This window comes from Agrobacterium tumefaciens, from assembly GCF_031801495.1.
Taxonomy (GTDB): Bacteria; Pseudomonadota; Alphaproteobacteria; order Rhizobiales; family Rhizobiaceae; genus Agrobacterium; species Agrobacterium tumefaciens_K.
The window spans coordinates 1,406,375-1,424,981 of the sequence record NZ_JAOEGC010000001.1; the positions used below are offsets into that span (position 1 = coordinate 1,406,375).

Genomic DNA, 18,607 nt, shown 5'->3' on the forward strand with positions numbered 1-18,607 from the left:
TGTTAACCATAAGTGTTTGCCGCTCATTAACCGCAATCGGATAGTGTCTGGCAACGTTACTGAATTTCTAAGGAGAGACCGGCGATGAGCCGTACACACACTTCGGCACTCAGCCCCATGCAGAAACTGGCCCGTAACCCGGCTGTCATCGCCATGACTCTTGCGCTTGCCCTTGCAGGCTGTGCAAACAAGAAGAACATGCCGAACAGCGCCGGTGAACTGGGCCTCGGTGGCGCGGGTTCCGCAACGCCGGGCTCCCAGCAGGACTTCACGGTCAACGTCGGCGACCGCATCTTCTTCGACACCGATAGCACCTCCATTCGTGCCGATGCGCAGCAGACGCTGCAGCGTCAGGCTCAGTGGCTGGCTCGTTACCCGAACTACGCCATCACCGTCGAAGGCCATGCCGACGAGCGCGGAACACGCGAGTACAACCTTGCTCTGGGCGCACGTCGCGCCGCGGCAACCAAGGAATTCCTCGCTTCGCAGGGTGTACCGGCAAACCGCATCAAGACCATTTCCTACGGCAAGGAACGTCCGGTCGCAGTCTGCGACGACATTTCGTGCTGGTCGCAGAACCGTCGCGCCGTGACGGTTCTCGGCGGCGCTGGCATGTAATTGCCTGACGCATTTGTGATCTGCAATGGAAGGCGGTCTATGGGCCGCCTTTCGTTTTTTTCATAGTTTGGCCGAAGTTAAGTTGCTTTTTCGGGTGATATGGAAAAAATCCGGCTTTGCACCATTCCGGCGCAAATCAGTTAAGGCAGGACGAATGAGATGAAGAAACTTGTCGTGGCGGGAATGCTGGGGCTTGCAGCCTGCACCGGCCTGAGCGGCGTGGCCGTTTCAGGTCCGTTGTTCGGTGCGGGGGGTAGCTTCGGCACGGTCAATTCTCAACAGGCCCCGGTCGTCCGGGTTCAGGCCAATGAATCATACAGGGTTCAGCAGCTTGAAGAGCAGATCCGGCAGCTCAATGGCCGTATCGAAGAAATGAGCTTCCAGCTTCTGCAGATGCAGGAAACGATCCGCAAGGCGCAGGAAGACAATGAATTCCGCTTCCAGGAACTGGAAAGCGGTAAGAGTGCGGCGCCTGCAACGCCCAAGAAGAAAGCGGAGGCCGAACCCGCAAGTCCTCCGACCGACGACGTTGCAACGATCATCGAAACGCCACCCGAGGGTGGCGCTTCTGTTTCACCGTCCCAGCCGAACGCTGCGCCCGGCGAGACGACGCTTGGCTCTATTCAGCTCGATTCCAGTGGCATGCCGGTTGGGGGTACGCTCAATCAGGGCGCCAACAATTCTTCCGGCAACCTGCCGGGTGTGGCGACGGGTAATGGCACGCAAAAGACGGATCCCGTCAATACCGCTGCGCTGACCAGCGAAAACGACATTTATCAGGCCGCCTACAGCCATGTGCTCGGCGGTGACTACAAGCTGGCGGAGCAGGGCTTCGAACAGTATCTCAAGGGCTACCCGAAGGGTGCGAAGGCCGCCGACGCCAGCTTCTGGCTTGGTGAGGCGCAATATTCGCAGGGCAAGTTCAACGAATCTGCCAAGACATTCCTGAACGGCCACCAGACCTACGGCAAGTCGCCGAAGGCACCGGAAATGCTGATGAAGCTCGGCATGTCCCTTGCGGCGCTGGACAATACCGAAACCGCCTGCGCGACGCTGCGTGAAGTGCCAAAGCGTTACCCCAGCGCCTCCAAAACGGTGCTGAACAAGGTTGCCAGCGAACAGAAGCGACTGAGCTGCTGATTTCCCTCTCCCCGTGATGTGGCGGTCTTTCCATGCTGGCGAAGAGCTGCATACCAGACGAAACCGGCATGGACCCGCTTGAGGCGGCGAAGTTTTTTATCGAAAGACTCCGCGAGCCAGCTCATGTTCTCGTTGCAATTTCCGGGGGCAGCGATTCTACCGGACTGTTACTCGCACTCCATGAAGCATTGACAGGTCTGTCCCGTAAGCGTGTGCGGCTGTCAGCCGTGACGGTTGACCACGCGCTTCGGCCGGAATCGGCGGATGAGGCGAGAAGGGTCGCTGCGCTGTGTGATGAACTCGGTGTTTATCATGCGGTGCGCCGCTGGGATGAGCCAAAACCAGCCTCCGGTCTGTCCGACGCCTCCCGGTTGGCGCGCTATCGTCTGATTGCCGATGTCGCAGATACCGTCGGCGCAGACGCGATCGTAACGGGCCATACCTCTGGCGACCAGCGCGAGACGGTTGCGATGCGCGCCGCACGCAGTGACCGTAACGACAGTATAGGCTTGTCCGGCATGGCCGAGGCGATGCTGTACGAAGGTCGCCACTGGATCATGCGGCCATTTCTGCGGTGTGAACGCCAGGCCATCCGCGACTATCTTCGGTCCCGCGAAACCCGCTGGACCGACGATCCGAGCAATGAAAACTCCAGATACGAGCGGGTAAGGGTTCGACAGGCGCTGGACGCCGCACCTTGCGTTCTGCCATCCGGAATTTCGGAGAGAAGAGCGCAGCTTTCCGAGGAGGCTGCGGAATGGTTGCGCGCTCACGTATCCGTCTCCCACTCCGTTCTGGCGCGAATCGATGTTGATGCGGCCGATCCCGCATTGCCGACGTGCCGCCATGCGCTTTCGGCGTTGCTGGCAGTGCTTGGTGGACGCGCCTATTTGCCCTCCGCGACCGGTATGGACCGGGCTATGGCGTTTATCGCTAGCGGCACATCGGGACGCATGACGCTCGGTCGCGTGCTTATCGACCGGCGGCGTGATGCTTTATATCTGTTCCGCGAGCGACGAAACCTTCCGGTGACCGTCGTTGCACCGGGCGCAAGTGGCATCTGGGATGATCGTTTCATCATCCGAAACTGCTCCCCCAGGCAGGTTCAGGTGATACCCTCGATCTGGGGTGAGGGCAGTTCGCTGATCTTTCCGGCCGTGCCTTCCGCAGTCGTTCGGCAGGTCGTTTCAGCTGTGCCGGATATCGTCGCGTCGAACGGCGATGCGGTGATCGGTGCTGAGGAAGTCGCGGTCACGCCGAGGCTGGCTCCCTTCGATCTGTTCCTGCCGCAGTTCGACCTTGAGTTGGCGAACGGGATCGCCGGTTTGTTCGGCCGGCCGGGATATTCACAGCCCCCGGTTTAAATCGAGCTTCTTTTTCGTGAGTTGCCTTGGAATACTTTTTACACCAAAACGCATCAGATAACGCCCTTCGCCTTGGCAACGGCATATGTCGACCTTATGTTAAGGGCACGTAAGAGCGGGCAGCAGCTATGCTCGTGTGAGTTCGGGGAGTTCGATGAACCCAAATTTCAGAAATTTCGCCTTGTGGGCAGTCATTGCCCTGTTGCTGATCGCGTTGTTCAGCATGTTCCAGACGTCGCCTACGCAAACGGGTTCGCGTGAAATTCCGTATTCTCAGTTCCTTCGCGATGTGGACGCCGGGCGAGTTCGCGACGTGACCGTGACAGGAAACCGGGTTCTTGGAACCTACACCGAAAACGGTTCTGCGTTTCAGACCTATTCGCCCGTCATCGACGACAGCCTGATGGAACGCTTGCAGGCCAAGAACGTCACCATCGTGGCGCGTCCTGAGAGCGACGGCTCGTCGGGCTTCTTGAGCTACCTCGGCACGTTGCTGCCGATGTTCCTCATTCTCGGCGTCTGGCTGTTCTTCATGCGGCAGATGCAGGGCGGTTCTCGCGGTGCGATGGGCTTCGGCAAGTCCAAGGCCAAGCTTCTGACAGAAGCGCATGGCCGCGTGACGTTCGATGACGTTGCCGGTGTTGACGAGGCCAAGCAGGATCTTGAGGAAATCGTTGAATTCCTTCGCGACCCGCAGAAGTTTCAGCGTCTCGGCGGCAAAATTCCGCGCGGCGTGCTGCTCGTCGGTCCTCCTGGAACGGGTAAGACGCTTCTGGCGCGCTCGGTCGCCGGTGAGGCGAATGTTCCGTTTTTCACCATTTCTGGTTCTGACTTCGTTGAAATGTTCGTCGGTGTCGGTGCAAGCCGAGTTCGCGATATGTTCGAGCAGGCCAAGAAGAACGCACCCTGCATCATCTTCATCGACGAAATCGACGCCGTCGGCCGCCATCGCGGCGCTGGTCTTGGCGGCGGTAACGACGAACGCGAACAGACCCTCAACCAGCTGCTGGTCGAGATGGATGGCTTCGAGGCCAATGAAGGCATCATCCTGATCGCTGCGACCAACCGTCCCGATGTTCTGGACCCCGCGCTTCTGCGTCCCGGCCGTTTCGACCGTCAGGTCGTTGTGCCGAACCCAGATATCGTCGGTCGCGAGAGAATCCTCAAGGTGCACGTTCGCAACGTGCCGCTGGCTCCGAATGTCGACCTCAAGGTTCTGGCACGCGGTACGCCTGGCTTCTCCGGTGCGGATCTCATGAACCTCGTCAACGAAGCTGCCCTCATGGCTGCACGTCGCAACAAGCGCGTCGTGACCATGCAGGAGTTCGAAGACGCCAAGGATAAGATCATGATGGGTGCGGAGCGCCGCACGACTGCCATGACCGAGGCCGAAAAGAAGCTGACCGCATATCACGAAGCCGGTCATGCCATCACGGCGCTGCATGTGCCGGTCGCTGACCCGTTGCACAAGGCGACGATCATTCCGCGTGGCCGCGCTCTCGGCATGGTGATGCAGCTTCCGGAAGGCGACCGCTATTCCATGAGCTACAAGTGGATGGTGTCCCGTCTGGTCATCATGATGGGCGGACGCGTTGCGGAAGAGCTCACCTTCGGCAAGGAAAACATCACGTCCGGGGCATCTTCGGATATCGAGCAGGCCACCAAGCTTGCCCGTGCGATGGTGACGCAGTGGGGCTTCTCCGATGCGCTGGGTCAGGTCGCTTACGGTGAAAACCAGCAGGAAGTGTTCCTCGGTCACTCCGTATCGCAGTCCAAGAACGTTTCGGAAGCGACGGCGCAGACCATCGATACCGAAGTTCGCCGCCTGATCGATGAGGCTTACACGGAAGCGCGCCGTATCCTGACGGATCATCACGACGGTTTCGTCGCGATCGCGGAAGGTCTTCTGGAATATGAGACGCTGACCGGCGAAGAGATCAAGGCGCTGATTCGTGGTGAAAAGCCTGCCCGTGATCTGGGTGACGATTCTCCAGGCAGCCGTGGTTCGGCGGTTCCGAAGGCTGGTACCAAGAAGGATGGCCCGAACGAAGCCAAGGGCGACGGCGAGGCCGAAGGTGGCCTGGAACCCCAGCCGCATTGACGGATGAAAATCAGATACCTGACTGAAAATGAGGCCACCCGGAACCGGGTGGCCTTTTCACGTTGGTAACAAGATATAAGCCATTTTCGTGCTAATTTACGTGCTGTTTGCCATTGTTTGTGGCATCTAGCCAGAAAACGTGTCCGGCTACTTCAACTGCCGCCGGAGCGCATGAAGGATTTGGAGTTCAAATGGCACGCCGTTATTTCGGAACAGATGGTATCCGCGGACAATCGAATGTCTTTCCCATGACCCCGGATCTGGCGATGCGGGTCGGTATTGCTGTCGGCACCATCTTTCGTCGCGGGCATCACCGCCATCGCGTCGTGATCGGTAAGGACACCCGTCTTTCCGGTTACATGCTGGAAAATGCCCTGGTGGCGGGCTTTACCGCGGCCGGCCTGGACGTCTTTCTGCTTGGGCCTATTCCGACGCCCGCCGTCGCCATGCTGACGCGCTCGCTGCGTGCCGATATCGGCGTGATGATCTCGGCTTCGCACAACCCGTTTGCCGATAACGGCATCAAGCTGTTCGGCCCGGATGGATATAAGCTTTCGGATGAACTGGAGCTGGAAATCGAGGATCTCCTCGACAAGGACATCTATGCGCAGCTTGCCAAGCCGAGCGAGATCGGCCGCGCCAAGCGCGTGGATGGCGACATCTATCGCTACATCGAGTTCGTCAAGCGCACCCTGCCGCGGGACGTGACGCTGAACGGCCTCAGGATCGCCATCGATTGCGCCAATGGTGCAGCCTACAAGGTGGCGCCTGCCGCATTGTGGGAATTGGGCGCTGAAGTCGTCACCATCGGTAACGAGCCGAACGGCACCAACATCAATCTGGAATGCGGATCGACGCATCCGGAAGCCCTTCAGAAAAAGGTGCATGAAGTTCGCGCCGATATCGGCATTGCGTTGGACGGCGATGCGGATCGCGTCATCATTGTGGACGAGCGTGGCGAGATCGTCGATGGCGATCAGCTGATGGCGACCATCGCCGACAGCTGGGCGACAGACAAGATCCTGCGCGGCGGCGGCATTGTGGCGACCGTGATGTCCAACCTGGGGCTGGAGCGTTACCTTGGAGACAAAGGCCTAACGCTCGCCCGTACCAAGGTTGGCGACCGTTATGTCGTCGAGCACATGCGCAACCATGATTTCAACGTCGGCGGCGAACAGTCAGGCCATATCGTTCTGTCTGATTACGGCACTACGGGTGACGGTCTTGTCGCGGCACTTCAGGTTCTGGCCCGCGTCAAGCGTTCCGGCCGCACCGTCAGCGAGGTCTGCCGCAAGTTCGAGCCTGTGCCGCAACTGTTGAAGAATGTGCGAATCTCTGGCGGAAAGCCGCTGGAAAACCCTGTCGTCCAGCAGGCAATCGCCGATGCTGAAAGCGCACTGGCAAAGAATGGCCGTCTGGTCATTCGTCCGTCCGGCACGGAACCGCTGATCCGCGTCATGGCGGAAGGCGACGACAGCGCCCAGGTGGAGCAGATCGTCAACGATCTCGTTGGCGTCATCTCGAGCGCACGCACGGCTGCATAAGCGCCTGCTACAGGAATGATTGCGAAAAGCCGGCGTACGTGCCGGCTTTTTGCTTGAGTATTTGCTAATAAACATGGTGAATGATCGTGGTTAATCGTGACTTAACCAATTTGCTTCACTGTCATGACTGAAAAGTTCACTGGCGCCTGCTGCCATCGCGCATGTGCCGTTTCTGGAGTGGAAGTCATGAAAAATGCCCTGGCCGGACTTCTGGCCGTCCTGATGACCGGCACGAGCGCCTTCGCTGCCGATCTCTATCAAGCGGAGCCGGCCCCGGCCTATATCGAGGCTCCGGAAGTGCAGGTTTCGCAGGCAAGCGGCTGGTATCTGCGCGGTGATGTCGGCTACTCCTTCAACAAGCTGCGCGGCGCGCACTATTATCAGGGTGGCCCTACCGGTTCGCTGCGTGATTTCGATACGGCAAGCATCAAGGACAGCTACGTCGTCGGCGCCGGTGTCGGTTATCAGTTCAACAACCATTTCCGCAGCGATCTGACCTTCGATTATATGGGCAAGTCCGATTTCCGCGGCTCCACGAGTGGTGGTTGCGGCTCTGTCCCAGGCCCATGTGTCTCCGCGGACCTGAGCTCCCTGCGGGCATATACGCTGATGGCGAACGCTTATGTGGATCTGGGCACCTACGGCCGCGTCACGCCCTATGTCGGTGGCGGTATCGGTGGCTCCTACGTGAAATGGGACAAGCTTCGTAACACGTCCTGCAGCACCAGCGGCCTTGGCTGCGACCCGACCACCGAGCATGGCGGCAAGGGCAAGTGGCGTTTCGCCTATGCGCTGATGGCCGGTGCATCCATCGACATCACCTGCAATCTGAAGGCAGACGTGGGCTATCGTTTCCGCCATATCAACAAGGGTGACATGTTCGGTTACGAGAACAATGGCGGACCGGGCCGCGACAAGGGCCTGTATTCGCATGAAGTGCGCGTCGGCGGCCGTTACGTCTTCAATGGTTGCGATACGGCTCAGTACATGCCGCCCGCCGATATTCCGCTGCAGCCTGCCGTTTACAAGTAATCGTCTTGCACGACTGATAAAAATCAAAGCCGTTCTCATCCTCGGGATGCGGGCGGCTTTTCTTTGGCCCCATGCTGCGTGTCGCGTGACGCATGCGAGCAAAGATTCTTCCGTTCTGCGACATATTCCGCTTGACTGGACATGAGGAGAAGAATAGCAACGGCGTCAGGACACTCCACCCTAACGTGGAGCGCCTATCTGGAAGGATAGTCCAATGACAGATATCGTGAAGCCGGACGTTCGTCCGGGCAATGCGCATTTTTCCTCTGGTCCCTGCTCGAAGCGTCCCGGCTGGTCGCTTGAAGCTCTTGCCGATGCACCGCTCGGTCGCTCGCATCGCGCCAAGGTTGGCAAAGCCAAGCTGAAGCAGGCCATCGATCTCACCCGCGAAGTTCTGAACGTTCCTGCTGATTATCGTATCGGCATCGTCCCCGCATCCGATACCGGCGCCGTTGAAATGGCCCTGTGGTCGCTGCTCGGTGAACGTGGCGTCGATATGCTCGCCTGGGAAAGCTTTGGCGCCGGTTGGGTAACCGATGTCGTCAAGCAGCTCAAGCTGAAGGACGTCCGCAAGTTCGAGGCCGACTACGGCCTGCTGCCGAACCTGGCTGAAGTCGATTTCGACCGCGATGTCGTTTTCACCTGGAATGGCACCACCTCGGGTGTTCGCGTTCCGAACGCTGATTTCATTCCGGCTGACCGCAAGGGTCTGACGATCTGCGATGCGACCTCTGCTGCTTTTGCGCAGAATCTCGATTTTGCCAAGCTCGATGTCGTCACCTTCTCCTGGCAGAAGGTTCTCGGCGGTGAGGGCGGTCATGGCGTCATCATCCTGTCGCCGCGCGCTGTCGAACGTCTGCTGAGCTACGCGCCGGCCTGGCCGCTGCCGAAGATTTTCCGCATGGTTTCCGGCGGCAAGCTGATCGAAGGTATCTTCACCGGCGAAACCATCAACACGCCTTCGATGCTCTGCGTTGAAGACTACATCGATGCTCTGCTGTGGGCGAAGAACCTTGGCGGTCTTGAGGCGCTCGTCGGCCGTGCTGACGCAAATGCCAAGGTCATTTACGACTTCGTTGCCGCAAACGACTGGATCGCCAATCTGGCCGTTGTCGACGAGACACGCTCCAACACATCCGTCTGCCTGAAGATCGTCGACAAGGATGTTGTCGCTCTCGATGCAGATGCACAGGCTGCTTTCGCCAAGGGCGTCGTTGCTCTTCTCGAAAAGGAAAATGTCGCGCTGGATATCGGCGCTTACCGCGATGCGCCTTCGGGTCTTCGCATATGGGCTGGCGCCACCATCGAAACGGCTGACATGGAAGCCGTCATGCCCTGGCTGGCGTGGGCGTTCGCCACGCAGAAGGCAACGCTTTCCAAGGCTGCGGCCTGATTGAATACCGGCCCTGCCAATGGCGGGGCCGCACATTCCCCATTTTCACATTTCCATCGTCTCATCCAAGGAGCCCATGCCATGGCACCTCGCGTACTCGTATCCGATGAACTGTCGGAAACCGCCGTTCAGATTTTTCGTGATCGCGGCGTTGAAGTCGATTTCCAGCCGAAGCTCGGCAAGGATAAGGACAAGCTTGCTGAAATCATCGGCAATTACGATGGTCTGGCCATCCGTTCCGCCACCAAGGCTACCGAAAAGCTGATCGAAGCCGCGACCAACCTCAAGGTCATCGGCCGCGCCGGTATCGGTGTCGACAACGTTGATATTCCGGCCGCTTCGCGCCGCGGTATCATCGTGATGAACACGCCTTTCGGCAACTCCATCACCACGGCGGAACATGCCATCGCGCTGATGTTTGCCGTTGCCCGCCAGCTGCCTGCCGCTGACGCCTCCACGCAGGCCGGCAAGTGGGAAAAGTCGAAGTTCATGGGTGTTGAGATCACCGGCAAGACGCTCGGCGTCATCGGTGCTGGCAACATTGGCTCCATCGTCTGCTCCCGCGCCCTTGGCCTCAAGATGCACGTTCTCGCCTTCGATCCGTTCCTGTCGCCCGAACGCGCTCAGGAAATGGGCGTCACCAAGGTTGAGCTGGACGAACTGCTGGCACAGGCAGACTTCATTACCCTGCACGTCCCTATGACGGACAAGACCCGTGGTATTCTTGGCGCTGAAAACCTTGCCAAGACCAAGAAGGGCGTTCGCATCATCAACTGCGCCCGTGGCGGTCTTGTGGATGAGGCAGCCCTTGCCGAAGCCATCAAGTCCGGTCAGGTCGCCGGTGCGGCTTTCGACGTGTTCGAAGTCGAGCCTGCAACCGAAAGCCCGCTTTTCGGCCTGCCGAACGTCGTCTGCACGCCGCATCTCGGCGCGTCGACCACGGAAGCACAGGAAAACGTTGCCCTTCAGGTCGCCGAGCAGATGTCGGACTACCTGGTCAAGGGTGCCGTTTCCAACGCCATCAACATGCCGTCGATCACCGCTGAAGAAGCACCGCGTCTGAAGCCCTTCATCCGTCTGGCGGATGTTCTCGGCTCCTTCGTCGGTCAGGTGCAGGAAAGCGCGACCAAGGAAATCGAGATCGTTTATGACGGCGCAACCGCCAACATGAACACCAAGGCTCTGACGAGTGCGTTGCTCGCCGGCCTTATCCGCAGCCAGGTTGCGGATGTGAACATGGTTTCCGCGCCGATCATGATCAAGGAAAAGGGTATCATCCTTTCCGAAGTCAAGCGTGACAAGACGGGCGTCTATGACGGCTATATCAAGCTGACGGTCAAAACCGAGAACCAGGTTCGTTCCGTAGCCGGCACGGTCTTCTCGGATGGCAAGCCACGCTTCATCCAGATCAAGAACATCAACATGGACGCCGATGTCGGATCGCACATGATCTACATCACCAACACCGACGTTCCGGGCATGATCGGCTTCATCGGCACAACGCTCGGTCAGGCCGGTGTCAACATCGCAAACTTCCAGCTCGGTCGCGAGAAGGAAGCCGGTGACGCGATTGCTCTTCTCTACGTAGACGGTCCGGTATCCGAAGATGTTCTGGACAAGCTGCGCGCCAACCCGGCCATCCGCCAGGCTAAGCCGCTGAGCTTCAACGTCGACTGATACCTTTATCGTTCCTCCCAAGGGGACAATAAGGCCCGGTGCAGGGGAAACCCTGTGCCGGGTTTTGCCGTTTGGGCGGTGAGTAGAAAGCGGCGTTCATCCATGGGTTGCATATCACGAAAAATTTTATCGGCATCGACTAAAAATGATGATCCTGAGTTGCTATATGGCTTCCATAACATGCCGCTCATGGGAGGGCGGCCAACAGGAGAAGACGATGTTTGCTGCCTTTCGGCGCTTTAAGGGTTTGTTTGCGGTCGCCGCGCTGGGGATTGCGGTTTCTTTCGTAGCGGTCGACATGGCCGAGGCGCGGCGCGCCAGCGGTGGTCTCGGCAGCCGCGGTACGCGTACCTATTCTGCGCCGCCTTCCACGAGCACAGCCCCCGGACAGGCAGCGCCTATCAACCGCAGCATGACGCCGAACACCAACCCGAGCACACAGCCGGGCGCAGCCCAGTCCACGCGTCCTAACGCCGCTCAGCAGCCGCAGCAGAATCGTGGTCTGTTCGGTGGGATGATGGGTGGCCTCATGGGTGGTCTTCTGATGGGCGGCCTTTTCGGCATGCTCATGGGTGGCGGCTTTGGTGGTATGGCCGGTTTCTTCGGCATGTTGCTGCAGGGTCTTCTCATCGGTGGTCTGATCATGCTCGCCATGCGCTTCTTCGCGTCGCGCCGTCAGGGCCAGCCGGCCTTCGGCGGTGCAGGCAATAACTCCGCGCGCAACGATTATTCGGCTGGCAACAACGGCCAGCAGGGTGGTTCTTCCTTCAAGATTCCGCAGATCGGCGCGAAGGCGGGCGGTTTCGCTGGTGCCGGAGCGGCGGCAGCTGCTTCTGCTCCCGTTGCGCCAAAGCCGGTGCCGCATGAAAACGCCATGTCGGAAGGCGACGAAATCGGCGTGACCCAAGGCGATCTCGAAACCTTTCAGAAAATGCTGGAAGACGTACAGGCTGCTTATGCGGCCGAGGATTACGGCACGCTGCGCAAGCTGACGACGCCGGAAGCCATGTCCTACCTTGCAGAGGAACTGAGCGACAACGCCACCAGCGGCGTCAAGAACGATGTTCGCGACGTTACGCTCCTTCAGGGCGACGTTGCCGAAGCCTGGCATGAAGAGGGACAGGACTTTGCAACGGTTGCGATGCGTTACTCCGCCATCGACGTGATGCGTGATCGCTCCACGGGCAAGGTGATCGAGGGCGACGAACACAACCCGTCGGAAGCTGTCGAAATGTGGACGTTCGTACGTCGCCCAGGCAACGAAAACTGGCAGGTTGCCGCCATTCAGGCTGCTGCCTGACGGAATCAGCACGCGTGCCGGAAAGTACGTCCGGCAACGTTTGATCGCGAAAATTGAAAAAAGGCCCGGAGGCTGAGAAAAGCCTCCGGGCCTTTTTGTTTCGCAAAAAGCCCCGCACGAATTTCGCGTAAAAATGTGATTGCGATGAGCGACGTGGAAGAGTGGAACCCGGGCGGGCGACTTCGCCGGGTGTATAAGGGTTTTGAGACGTTTCTGCCGCAGAGGTGTCGCCGCCACGCGCACGGGAACCACGAAATCGTCATTTTTCATTCATCCGGCATTCAGTCCCCCGGTCCTAATCAGGAAAAACACACGTCAATGTGAGCGTCTGCTCCGGCTTCAAACCGCTTTTAAATGGGAACCCCAGCCGGGAATCCGCGTTGACAATCCAGCCCCGGTTCCGGGGAAGAAGGAGTGGCCGGGCAATGCACGGCCCGCGAGAATGGAGAGCTATCGACATGAAACGCTTTGACCTGATCGACGGGATGCGCGGTTATTTTCTCGTCTTCATGCTTATCAACCACCTCGTCTTCGCGGGTGGTTTCTGGCTGGTGGAAATCAATCACCGGCAATTTGCCTTCGTGGAAGATGCGCAGGGCTTCGTGTTCCTGTCCGGTCTGCTGATCGGCATGGTCTACGCCCGCAAGATGATGAAATACGGTTATGATGCCGGAAAGCAGGCCATCTGGAACCGGGCATTGGAACTCTATCGTTATGCGATGGGCCTCGTCATTGCCGTTCTCTTCTTCCGCATGGTCATTCCGCACGCGCCTTATATCTGGTACAACTGGCTTGGTATGACGTCGTTCGACGACCCGTTGCGCCTCGCAGCCATCGCGACCTTCCTGTTCCAGCCAACCTTCATGGATATCCTGCCGCAATATATCGTCTACATGATGTTTGCGCCGGTTCTGGTGAAGCTGTGCCTTGATGGCAAGTGGGCCTATGTCATGGCTGGTTCGCTGCTGGTGTGGATGGCAGGACAGCTTGGCCTTCAACAGATTGTCACCGCACCGCTCAACGAACTGGTGAAGGGTGCCGATGAGCAGGGCATCCGTGTCAGCTTCAATATGCTCGGCTGGCAGCTGGTGTTCTTCTCGGCGCTGGTGATGGGTGCGATGACCGCGCAGAACCGCATTCCGTGGAAAAAGATCTTTTCGCCCGAGAACTCCTGGATTCCGAAGGCGGCGCTTCTTGTGTGCCTGTTTTTCATGCCGCTTCGCATCGCGACGGCGTGGAGCCTGATGCCGGAGTTCATGCTCGGCAAGTTTTCCTCCATGGAAATCCGCGCTGACTTTGGTCCGGTTTACCTGATCAACTTCCTCGCGGTCGGCGTGGGTCTGACCTGGGCGATCATTGCCGGTCCGCATCATCATCATCCGCTGGTGCGCTCCATTGCCAATGGCGTGATATGGGTGCTGTCGCTGAAATTCCTGCAGCTGCTTGGCCGCCATTCCCTGCAGGTCTATGTGTGGCATGTGGCAATCGTTTACGGCATCTACTACGTCGATGGCCGTACGGCGGAACTGGACCAGCTCGAAAAGACGCTGATAGCACTTGCCGGTATTGCCCTGCTTGCCTTGCCGGCGCTGTGGCGCGAGCGGGACAAGTGGATCGGCGACGGCCAAAAAACCGCGGGCGCTTAAAGCCTGAATGTCCTGATATTCTTTTGGCGCAGGGCGGCTTTGCCGCCCTGTACTTGCGCGTGAAAGCAATTCTTTCTATATGCAGCGCTGAAAATCCGGCTGAATGGGGATGGTTGCATCCCTCGTAAAACCATATCGTGCCGGATGAACGACAGGCGGCGGGGCCTTGACCCCCGGTATGACTGACGATTGGAAAAAACTTGAATACGCTCGATTTTGACAAGAAGCCGGAAGAAACCCGGATTGTCGTCGCCATGTCCGGTGGCGTGGATTCCTCCGTGGTTGCCGGTATCCTCAAGCGCGAGGGCTATGACGTCCTCGGCATCACGCTTCAGCTTTACGATCACGGGGCTGCCGTGCATCGCGCCGGCTCCTGTTGCGCGGGGCAGGATATAGACGATGCGCGTCGCGTCTGCGAAACGCTGGGCATTCCGCATTACGTGCTGGATTACGAAGCGCGTTTCCGCGAGACGGTCATCAATCCTTTTGCCGAAGCCTATGCGATGGGTGAGACACCGATACCCTGCGTCGCGTGCAACCAGACGGTCAAGTTCGCCGACTTGCTGGCCACCGCGCGGGAATTGGGCGCGGATGCGCTTGCCACGGGTCACTATATCCGCTCACGCCGCAATCCTGTCGACGGCCACCCGAACCGACGCGCGCTTTATCGCCCCATCGACAGCGATCGCGACCAGAGTTGGTTCCTCTTTGCAACCACGCAGGAGCAGATCGATTATCTGCGCTTTCCGCTGGGAGGCCTTTCCAAGGCCGAAACGCGTGAGTTGGCCGAAGATATGGGGCTGGTGGTTGCCAAGAAGGCCGACAGCCAGGATATCTGTTTTGTGCCGCAGGGCAAATATACGGATATCATCAACAAGCTGAAGCCGAATGCGGCACTGGCTGGCGATATCGTTCATCTGGACGGGCGTGTTCTCGGTCGTCACGAGGGTATCGTGCATTATACGATCGGCCAGCGCCGCGGTATAGGCGTGGCCACGGGCGAGCCGCTTTACGTCGTGCATCTCGATGCGCGGGGGAAACGGGTCATCGTGGGCCCGCGTGAGGCGCTGGAAACGCATCGTGTTTATCTGCGTGATATGAACTGGCTGGGCGATAGCGCGCTCGATATCGACGCACGCGAAGGGTTCTCCTGTTTCGCCAAGGTCCGCTCCACGCGTCCGCCGACCGAAGCCGTGCTGTACGCCGATGAGAAGGGCATCTATGTGGATCTCATGACGGGTGAGGCGGGTGTCGCGCCTGGTCAGGCCTGTGTGCTGTATTCGGCGCCGGGTGCCGATGCGCGCGTCTACGGTGGCGGTTTCATCGAACGTTCCGAGCGCTCCGCGGATGCGGAGGCTTCTCTCAAGGCGCTTCTTGAAAATCAGGTTGCGGCCTGAAACCGTTCGCTTTTTTGCTCCTGTGCAGAAAGCGAACTTTTTGCGTATCTTGTGCTTGACACTTTGGGGAGCGGCACCTTATAAGCCGCTCATCCTGATGAAACGCCAGTCACTTGACTGTCATTTCACTCCGTGGCGGGGTAGCTCAGGTGGTTAGAGCAGCGGAATCATAATCCGCGTGTCGGGGGTTCAAGTCCCTCTCCCGCTACCATTTTCTTCCTAAGTATCGATGATTTTAACGCCCTTTCAAGGGTGATATTCGCATGAGTTTTTACAGTGCCCCTAAAAAAGGGAAACCCGCCTGCCGCTTTTCGCAGCCGACGGGTCTCAACCTCTGCCCCTCCCACAAGGGCGCGGGCAAGTAAGCACACGAAAGTAATTATGGCAAGATCATGGCGAGCACGATGCTGCTAGTGATGGGGTGAGGGCTGCGGTTTTATCGCCCTTTCAGGCGTTCGATACTTCGCAGCAACAACAAATGGCTACAGCCACGCAAAGCGGTACTGATTGGCACAATGAAAACTGTTATTTTTGTCTTGTTGGAAATTTGGAGCGGGCGAAGGGATTTGAACCCTCGACCCCAACCTTGGCAAGGTTGTGCTCTACCCCTGAGCTACACCCGCTCATAAGCCATCGGTCCGGGGTAGTGAGCTGAACCGTGGGTCGCTGTCTTGCGGCGACGGGCGCTATATCGCTCAATCGATTTTGGAATGCAACAGGGAAATGACAAAAATACGAACAAAACCGCTAGAAATACGACAAGTAGCGGAAATGGTTGGATTTTTTCGTTGTTGCGAAGTTTCTGCCGTTGCCAACCTCTGTGGGCGTGCTTATTCAGGAAGGTAACGTCAAGCGAAACGAGGATGGCAGGAGCAGGATATGGCGGAAAATTCCAGCAAGACGGCGGATGATCTTTTCGGGCTTCTGGACAAGTTGGGCATCGCGCACAGCACCAAACAGCACGAGCCGGTTTTTACCGTCGCGGAATCCCAGTCCCTGCGCGATCTCATCCCCGGCGGTCATACGAAGAACCTCTTCGTCAAGGACAAGAAGGACAGGTACTTCGTTCTGACGGTTGAGGAAAATGCTACCGTCGATCTGAAGAGCGTCCATAAGGTCATAGGTGCGGCGAGCCGCGTTTCATTCGGTAAACCTGAGAAGATGCTGGAATATCTGGGCGTCGTACCGGGTTCCGTCACTGTGTTCGGGGCGATCAACGATCTCAACAATGACGTGACTTTTGTCCTGGACAGCGCTCTTATGGAGCATGAGCTTATCAATGGTCACCCGCTGTCCAACGACGCGACGACAACCATCGGCAGGCAGGATTTAATTCGTTTTCTGGAAGCGACCGGACACGCGCCGCTTGTCTTGAAAGTGAGCGAGTGAGATACGATCTTTGCGTCAATAGCGACGTAAACGACAGGTACCATTGGAGACCGGCATGAGCGGCACGAACAACCCTTACGGCAGTTCCTACGGCGGGCAGATGTCTGCGACCGCGCAGTACGGGGGAGAGCTTAACGGCGCCGCTTCCGGCAACATCAAGGATACGACGACTGTCGCCTTTTCTAAGGATGTGCTTGAGGAATCGCGTCATCAACCGGTGCTCGTGGATTTCTGGGCGCCGTGGTGCGGCCCTTGCAAGCAGCTCACTCCGGTTCTCGAAAAGGTCATCAATGATGCGAATGGTCGTGTGAAGCTGGTGAAGCTGAACATCGACGACCATCCCGCCATTCCCGGCCAGCTTGGCATTCAGTCCATTCCCGCCATCGTCGCGTTTGCAGACGGTCGCCCGGTCGATGGCTTCATGGGCGCGGTGCCAGAGAGCCAGATCAGGCAGTTCATCGACAAGATTGCCGGTCCTGACGCTGGCGACCCGAAGGTGCAGATCGAGGCGGCCCTGACCGAAGCAAAGCAGCTTCTGGCGGATGGCGACCATGAAGGCGCGGCGCAGATTTTTGGCGCTGTCATGCAGGCTGATCCGGAAAATGCGGCGGCGATTGCCGGTATTGCGGAATGCATGATTGCCGTTGGCGAGTATCAGCGGGCGGGCGAGCTCGTGTCGTCCCTGCCTCCGGAACTTTCCGAGGATGCAGGCATCCAGCTCGTCGCGAAGAAGATCGCGCAATACGAAGAAGCTCGCAAGCTGGGCGACACCGCCGCACTGGAAAAGGATCTGGCAATCAATCCGGATGATTACGAATCAAGAATGAAACTTGCGAAGGTTCTGAACGTTCAAGGCAAGCGTGACGAGGCAGCCGACCATCTGCTCTACATCATGCGCAAAGACCGCGAATTTGATGAGGATGGCGCGCGTCGCCAGCTTCTCGAGTTTTTCGAAGCCTGGGGTTTCAAGGATCCGGCGACTGTTGCCGGACGCAGGAAGCTTTCGGCGATCCTGTTTTCGTAATGCGGGAACCTACGGGCCGGCATCGCATGGAGAAACGGCCCGTTTTCCGAAGACTAGAGGGATCAGTCCCATGCATGTCGGAAATGCAAGATACGTGAAGAGCGCTGACCTGCCGGGAACGGTTCCGGTCTTTCCCTTGCCGGGTGCGCTGCTTTTGCCGGAAGGGCATCTGCCCCTGAACATCTTCGAGCCGCGATATCTCGCGATGATCGACAGGGCACTGGCGAGTGATCGCCTGATCGGCATGGTTCAGCCAGCGCTCCATGCCATCGACACCGGAACCGAGGGAGGCGCTCTCAGCCCTGTAGGTTGTCTCGGTCGCATAACATCCTTCTCTGAAACCGGCGACGGCCGTTATCTTATTTCGCTGACAGGCGTTTGCCGTTTTCGCTTGCTGAAGGAAGTGGACGCGGCGGGAAAACCCTACCGCAGCTTTCAGCACGCACCTTTTATCGCCGATCTCACGGGCGATTATGATGAAGACGCGGTGGACCGGGGAAATCTGTTGCGCGTCTTCCGCGCTTTCCTCGATGCCAACCAGCTTGAGGCGGACTGGGAGAGTGTGGAGCGGGCAGGCAACCGTGTTCTGGTCAATTCCCTGTCCATGATGTCTCCCTTCGGCCCTGCCGAAAAACAGGCGCTTCTTGAAGCACCCGACCTGAAGACGCGCGCCGAAACGCTGATCGCGATCACTGAAATCCTTCTCGCCCAAGGCTTGGGCGAGAGCGGCAATATTCTGCAATAGGCACGGGGTCAAAACTCAATGGACGACAGGATGAGCAATGTCGATCCCAAGCTGCTGGAGCTTCTGGTCTGCCCTTTGACCAAGGGCAGCCTGTCCTATGACCGTTCCCGCAATGAACTCGTTTCGGAAAGCGCTCGGCTTGCCTATCCTATCCGTGATGGTGTGCCGATCATGCTGATTTCGGAAGCGCGCAAGATAGAAGACTGATCTCCCGTTTACTGCTTTATGCACCCTGGT

The 18,607-nt window shown here is 58.3% G+C and carries 15 protein-coding genes and 2 tRNA genes; 16 read left to right on the forward strand and 1 reads right to left on the reverse strand.

Annotated elements, in window-relative coordinates; all coding sequences use genetic code 11:
• Nucleotides 1-84 precede the first annotated feature (84 nt).
• The 12 genes from pal (at nt 85) to N7578_RS06635 (ending at nt 15,423) form a co-directional block, all read left to right on the forward strand.
• Nucleotides 85-618, forward strand: coding sequence for a peptidoglycan-associated lipoprotein Pal (gene pal / locus N7578_RS06580; protein ID WP_311109478.1), 534 nt, complete (start codon nt 85-87; stop codon nt 616-618).
• Nucleotides 619-777: 159 nt separating this feature from the next.
• Nucleotides 778-1,758 (forward strand): tol-pal system protein YbgF, encoded by a 981-nt coding sequence (ybgF, locus tag N7578_RS06585; RefSeq protein WP_311109479.1) that lies wholly within the window; start codon nt 778-780, stop codon nt 1,756-1,758.
• 32 nt (nt 1,759-1,790) lie between these two features.
• Nucleotides 1,791-3,122 (forward strand): tRNA lysidine(34) synthetase TilS, encoded by a 1,332-nt coding sequence (tilS, locus tag N7578_RS06590; RefSeq protein WP_311109480.1) that lies wholly within the window; start codon nt 1,791-1,793, stop codon nt 3,120-3,122.
• A gap of 154 nt (nt 3,123-3,276) precedes the next feature.
• Entirely contained in the window at nt 3,277-5,223 is a 1,947-nt protein-coding gene (gene ftsH / locus N7578_RS06595) for an ATP-dependent zinc metalloprotease FtsH (protein ID WP_311109481.1), read from the forward strand.
• Nucleotides 5,224-5,414: 191 nt separating this feature from the next.
• Nucleotides 5,415-6,767, forward strand: coding sequence for a phosphoglucosamine mutase (gene glmM, locus N7578_RS06600; protein ID WP_311109482.1), 1,353 nt, complete (start codon nt 5,415-5,417; stop codon nt 6,765-6,767).
• A 186-nt stretch (nt 6,768-6,953) separates the two neighbouring features.
• Entirely contained in the window at nt 6,954-7,799 is an 846-nt protein-coding gene (locus N7578_RS06605; protein ID WP_311109483.1) for a porin family protein, read from the forward strand.
• 214 nt (nt 7,800-8,013) lie between these two features.
• Nucleotides 8,014-9,192 carry a phosphoserine transaminase gene (locus N7578_RS06610; RefSeq protein ID WP_311109484.1) on the forward strand — a complete coding sequence of 393 codons (1,179 nt, stop codon included), beginning with the start codon at nt 8,014-8,016 and terminating at the stop codon, nt 9,190-9,192.
• 81 nt (nt 9,193-9,273) lie between these two features.
• Nucleotides 9,274-10,869 (forward strand): phosphoglycerate dehydrogenase, encoded by a 1,596-nt coding sequence (serA, locus tag N7578_RS06615; RefSeq protein ID WP_311109485.1) that lies wholly within the window; start codon nt 9,274-9,276, stop codon nt 10,867-10,869.
• Between the two features lie 217 nt (nt 10,870-11,086).
• Complete coding sequence (locus N7578_RS06620) at nt 11,087-12,169, forward strand: Tim44 domain-containing protein (RefSeq protein WP_311109486.1); 1,083 nt, start codon at nt 11,087-11,089, stop codon at nt 12,167-12,169.
• 458 nt (nt 12,170-12,627) lie between these two features.
• On the forward strand, nt 12,628-13,815 hold the full coding sequence (locus tag N7578_RS06625) for an OpgC domain-containing protein (protein ID WP_311109487.1): 1,188 nt from the start codon (nt 12,628-12,630) through the stop codon (nt 13,813-13,815).
• A gap of 200 nt (nt 13,816-14,015) precedes the next feature.
• On the forward strand, nt 14,016-15,212 hold the full coding sequence (gene mnmA / locus N7578_RS06630; RefSeq protein WP_311109488.1) for a tRNA 2-thiouridine(34) synthase MnmA: 1,197 nt from the start codon (nt 14,016-14,018) through the stop codon (nt 15,210-15,212).
• Between the two features lie 134 nt (nt 15,213-15,346).
• Nucleotides 15,347-15,423: transfer RNA gene (locus N7578_RS06635), tRNA-Met, on the forward strand.
• Nucleotides 15,424-15,760: 337 nt separating this feature from the next.
• Here the strand turns inward: N7578_RS06635 and N7578_RS06640 are convergent.
• Nucleotides 15,761-15,835, reverse strand: a tRNA-Gly gene (locus tag N7578_RS06640).
• Between the two features lie 256 nt (nt 15,836-16,091).
• On the opposite strand from N7578_RS06640, the gene N7578_RS06645 reads away from it, so the two are divergent.
• The 4 genes from N7578_RS06645 (at nt 16,092) to N7578_RS06660 (ending at nt 18,577) form a co-directional block, all read left to right on the forward strand.
• Nucleotides 16,092-16,601 carry a prolyl-tRNA synthetase associated domain-containing protein gene (locus N7578_RS06645; protein ID WP_311109489.1) on the forward strand — a complete coding sequence of 170 codons (510 nt, stop codon included), beginning with the start codon at nt 16,092-16,094 and terminating at the stop codon, nt 16,599-16,601.
• Nucleotides 16,602-16,656: 55 nt separating this feature from the next.
• The gene (trxA, locus tag N7578_RS06650) at nt 16,657-17,625 is read left to right on the forward strand and encodes a thioredoxin (RefSeq protein WP_311109490.1); all 969 of its coding nucleotides are present in this window, start codon (nt 16,657-16,659) and stop codon (nt 17,623-17,625) included.
• 70 nt (nt 17,626-17,695) lie between these two features.
• On the forward strand, nt 17,696-18,370 hold the full coding sequence (locus N7578_RS06655; protein WP_311109491.1) for an LON peptidase substrate-binding domain-containing protein: 675 nt from the start codon (nt 17,696-17,698) through the stop codon (nt 18,368-18,370).
• 18 nt (nt 18,371-18,388) lie between these two features.
• Nucleotides 18,389-18,577 (forward strand): Trm112 family protein, encoded by a 189-nt coding sequence (locus N7578_RS06660; RefSeq protein WP_311109492.1) that lies wholly within the window; start codon nt 18,389-18,391, stop codon nt 18,575-18,577.
• Nucleotides 18,578-18,607 lie beyond the last annotated feature (30 nt).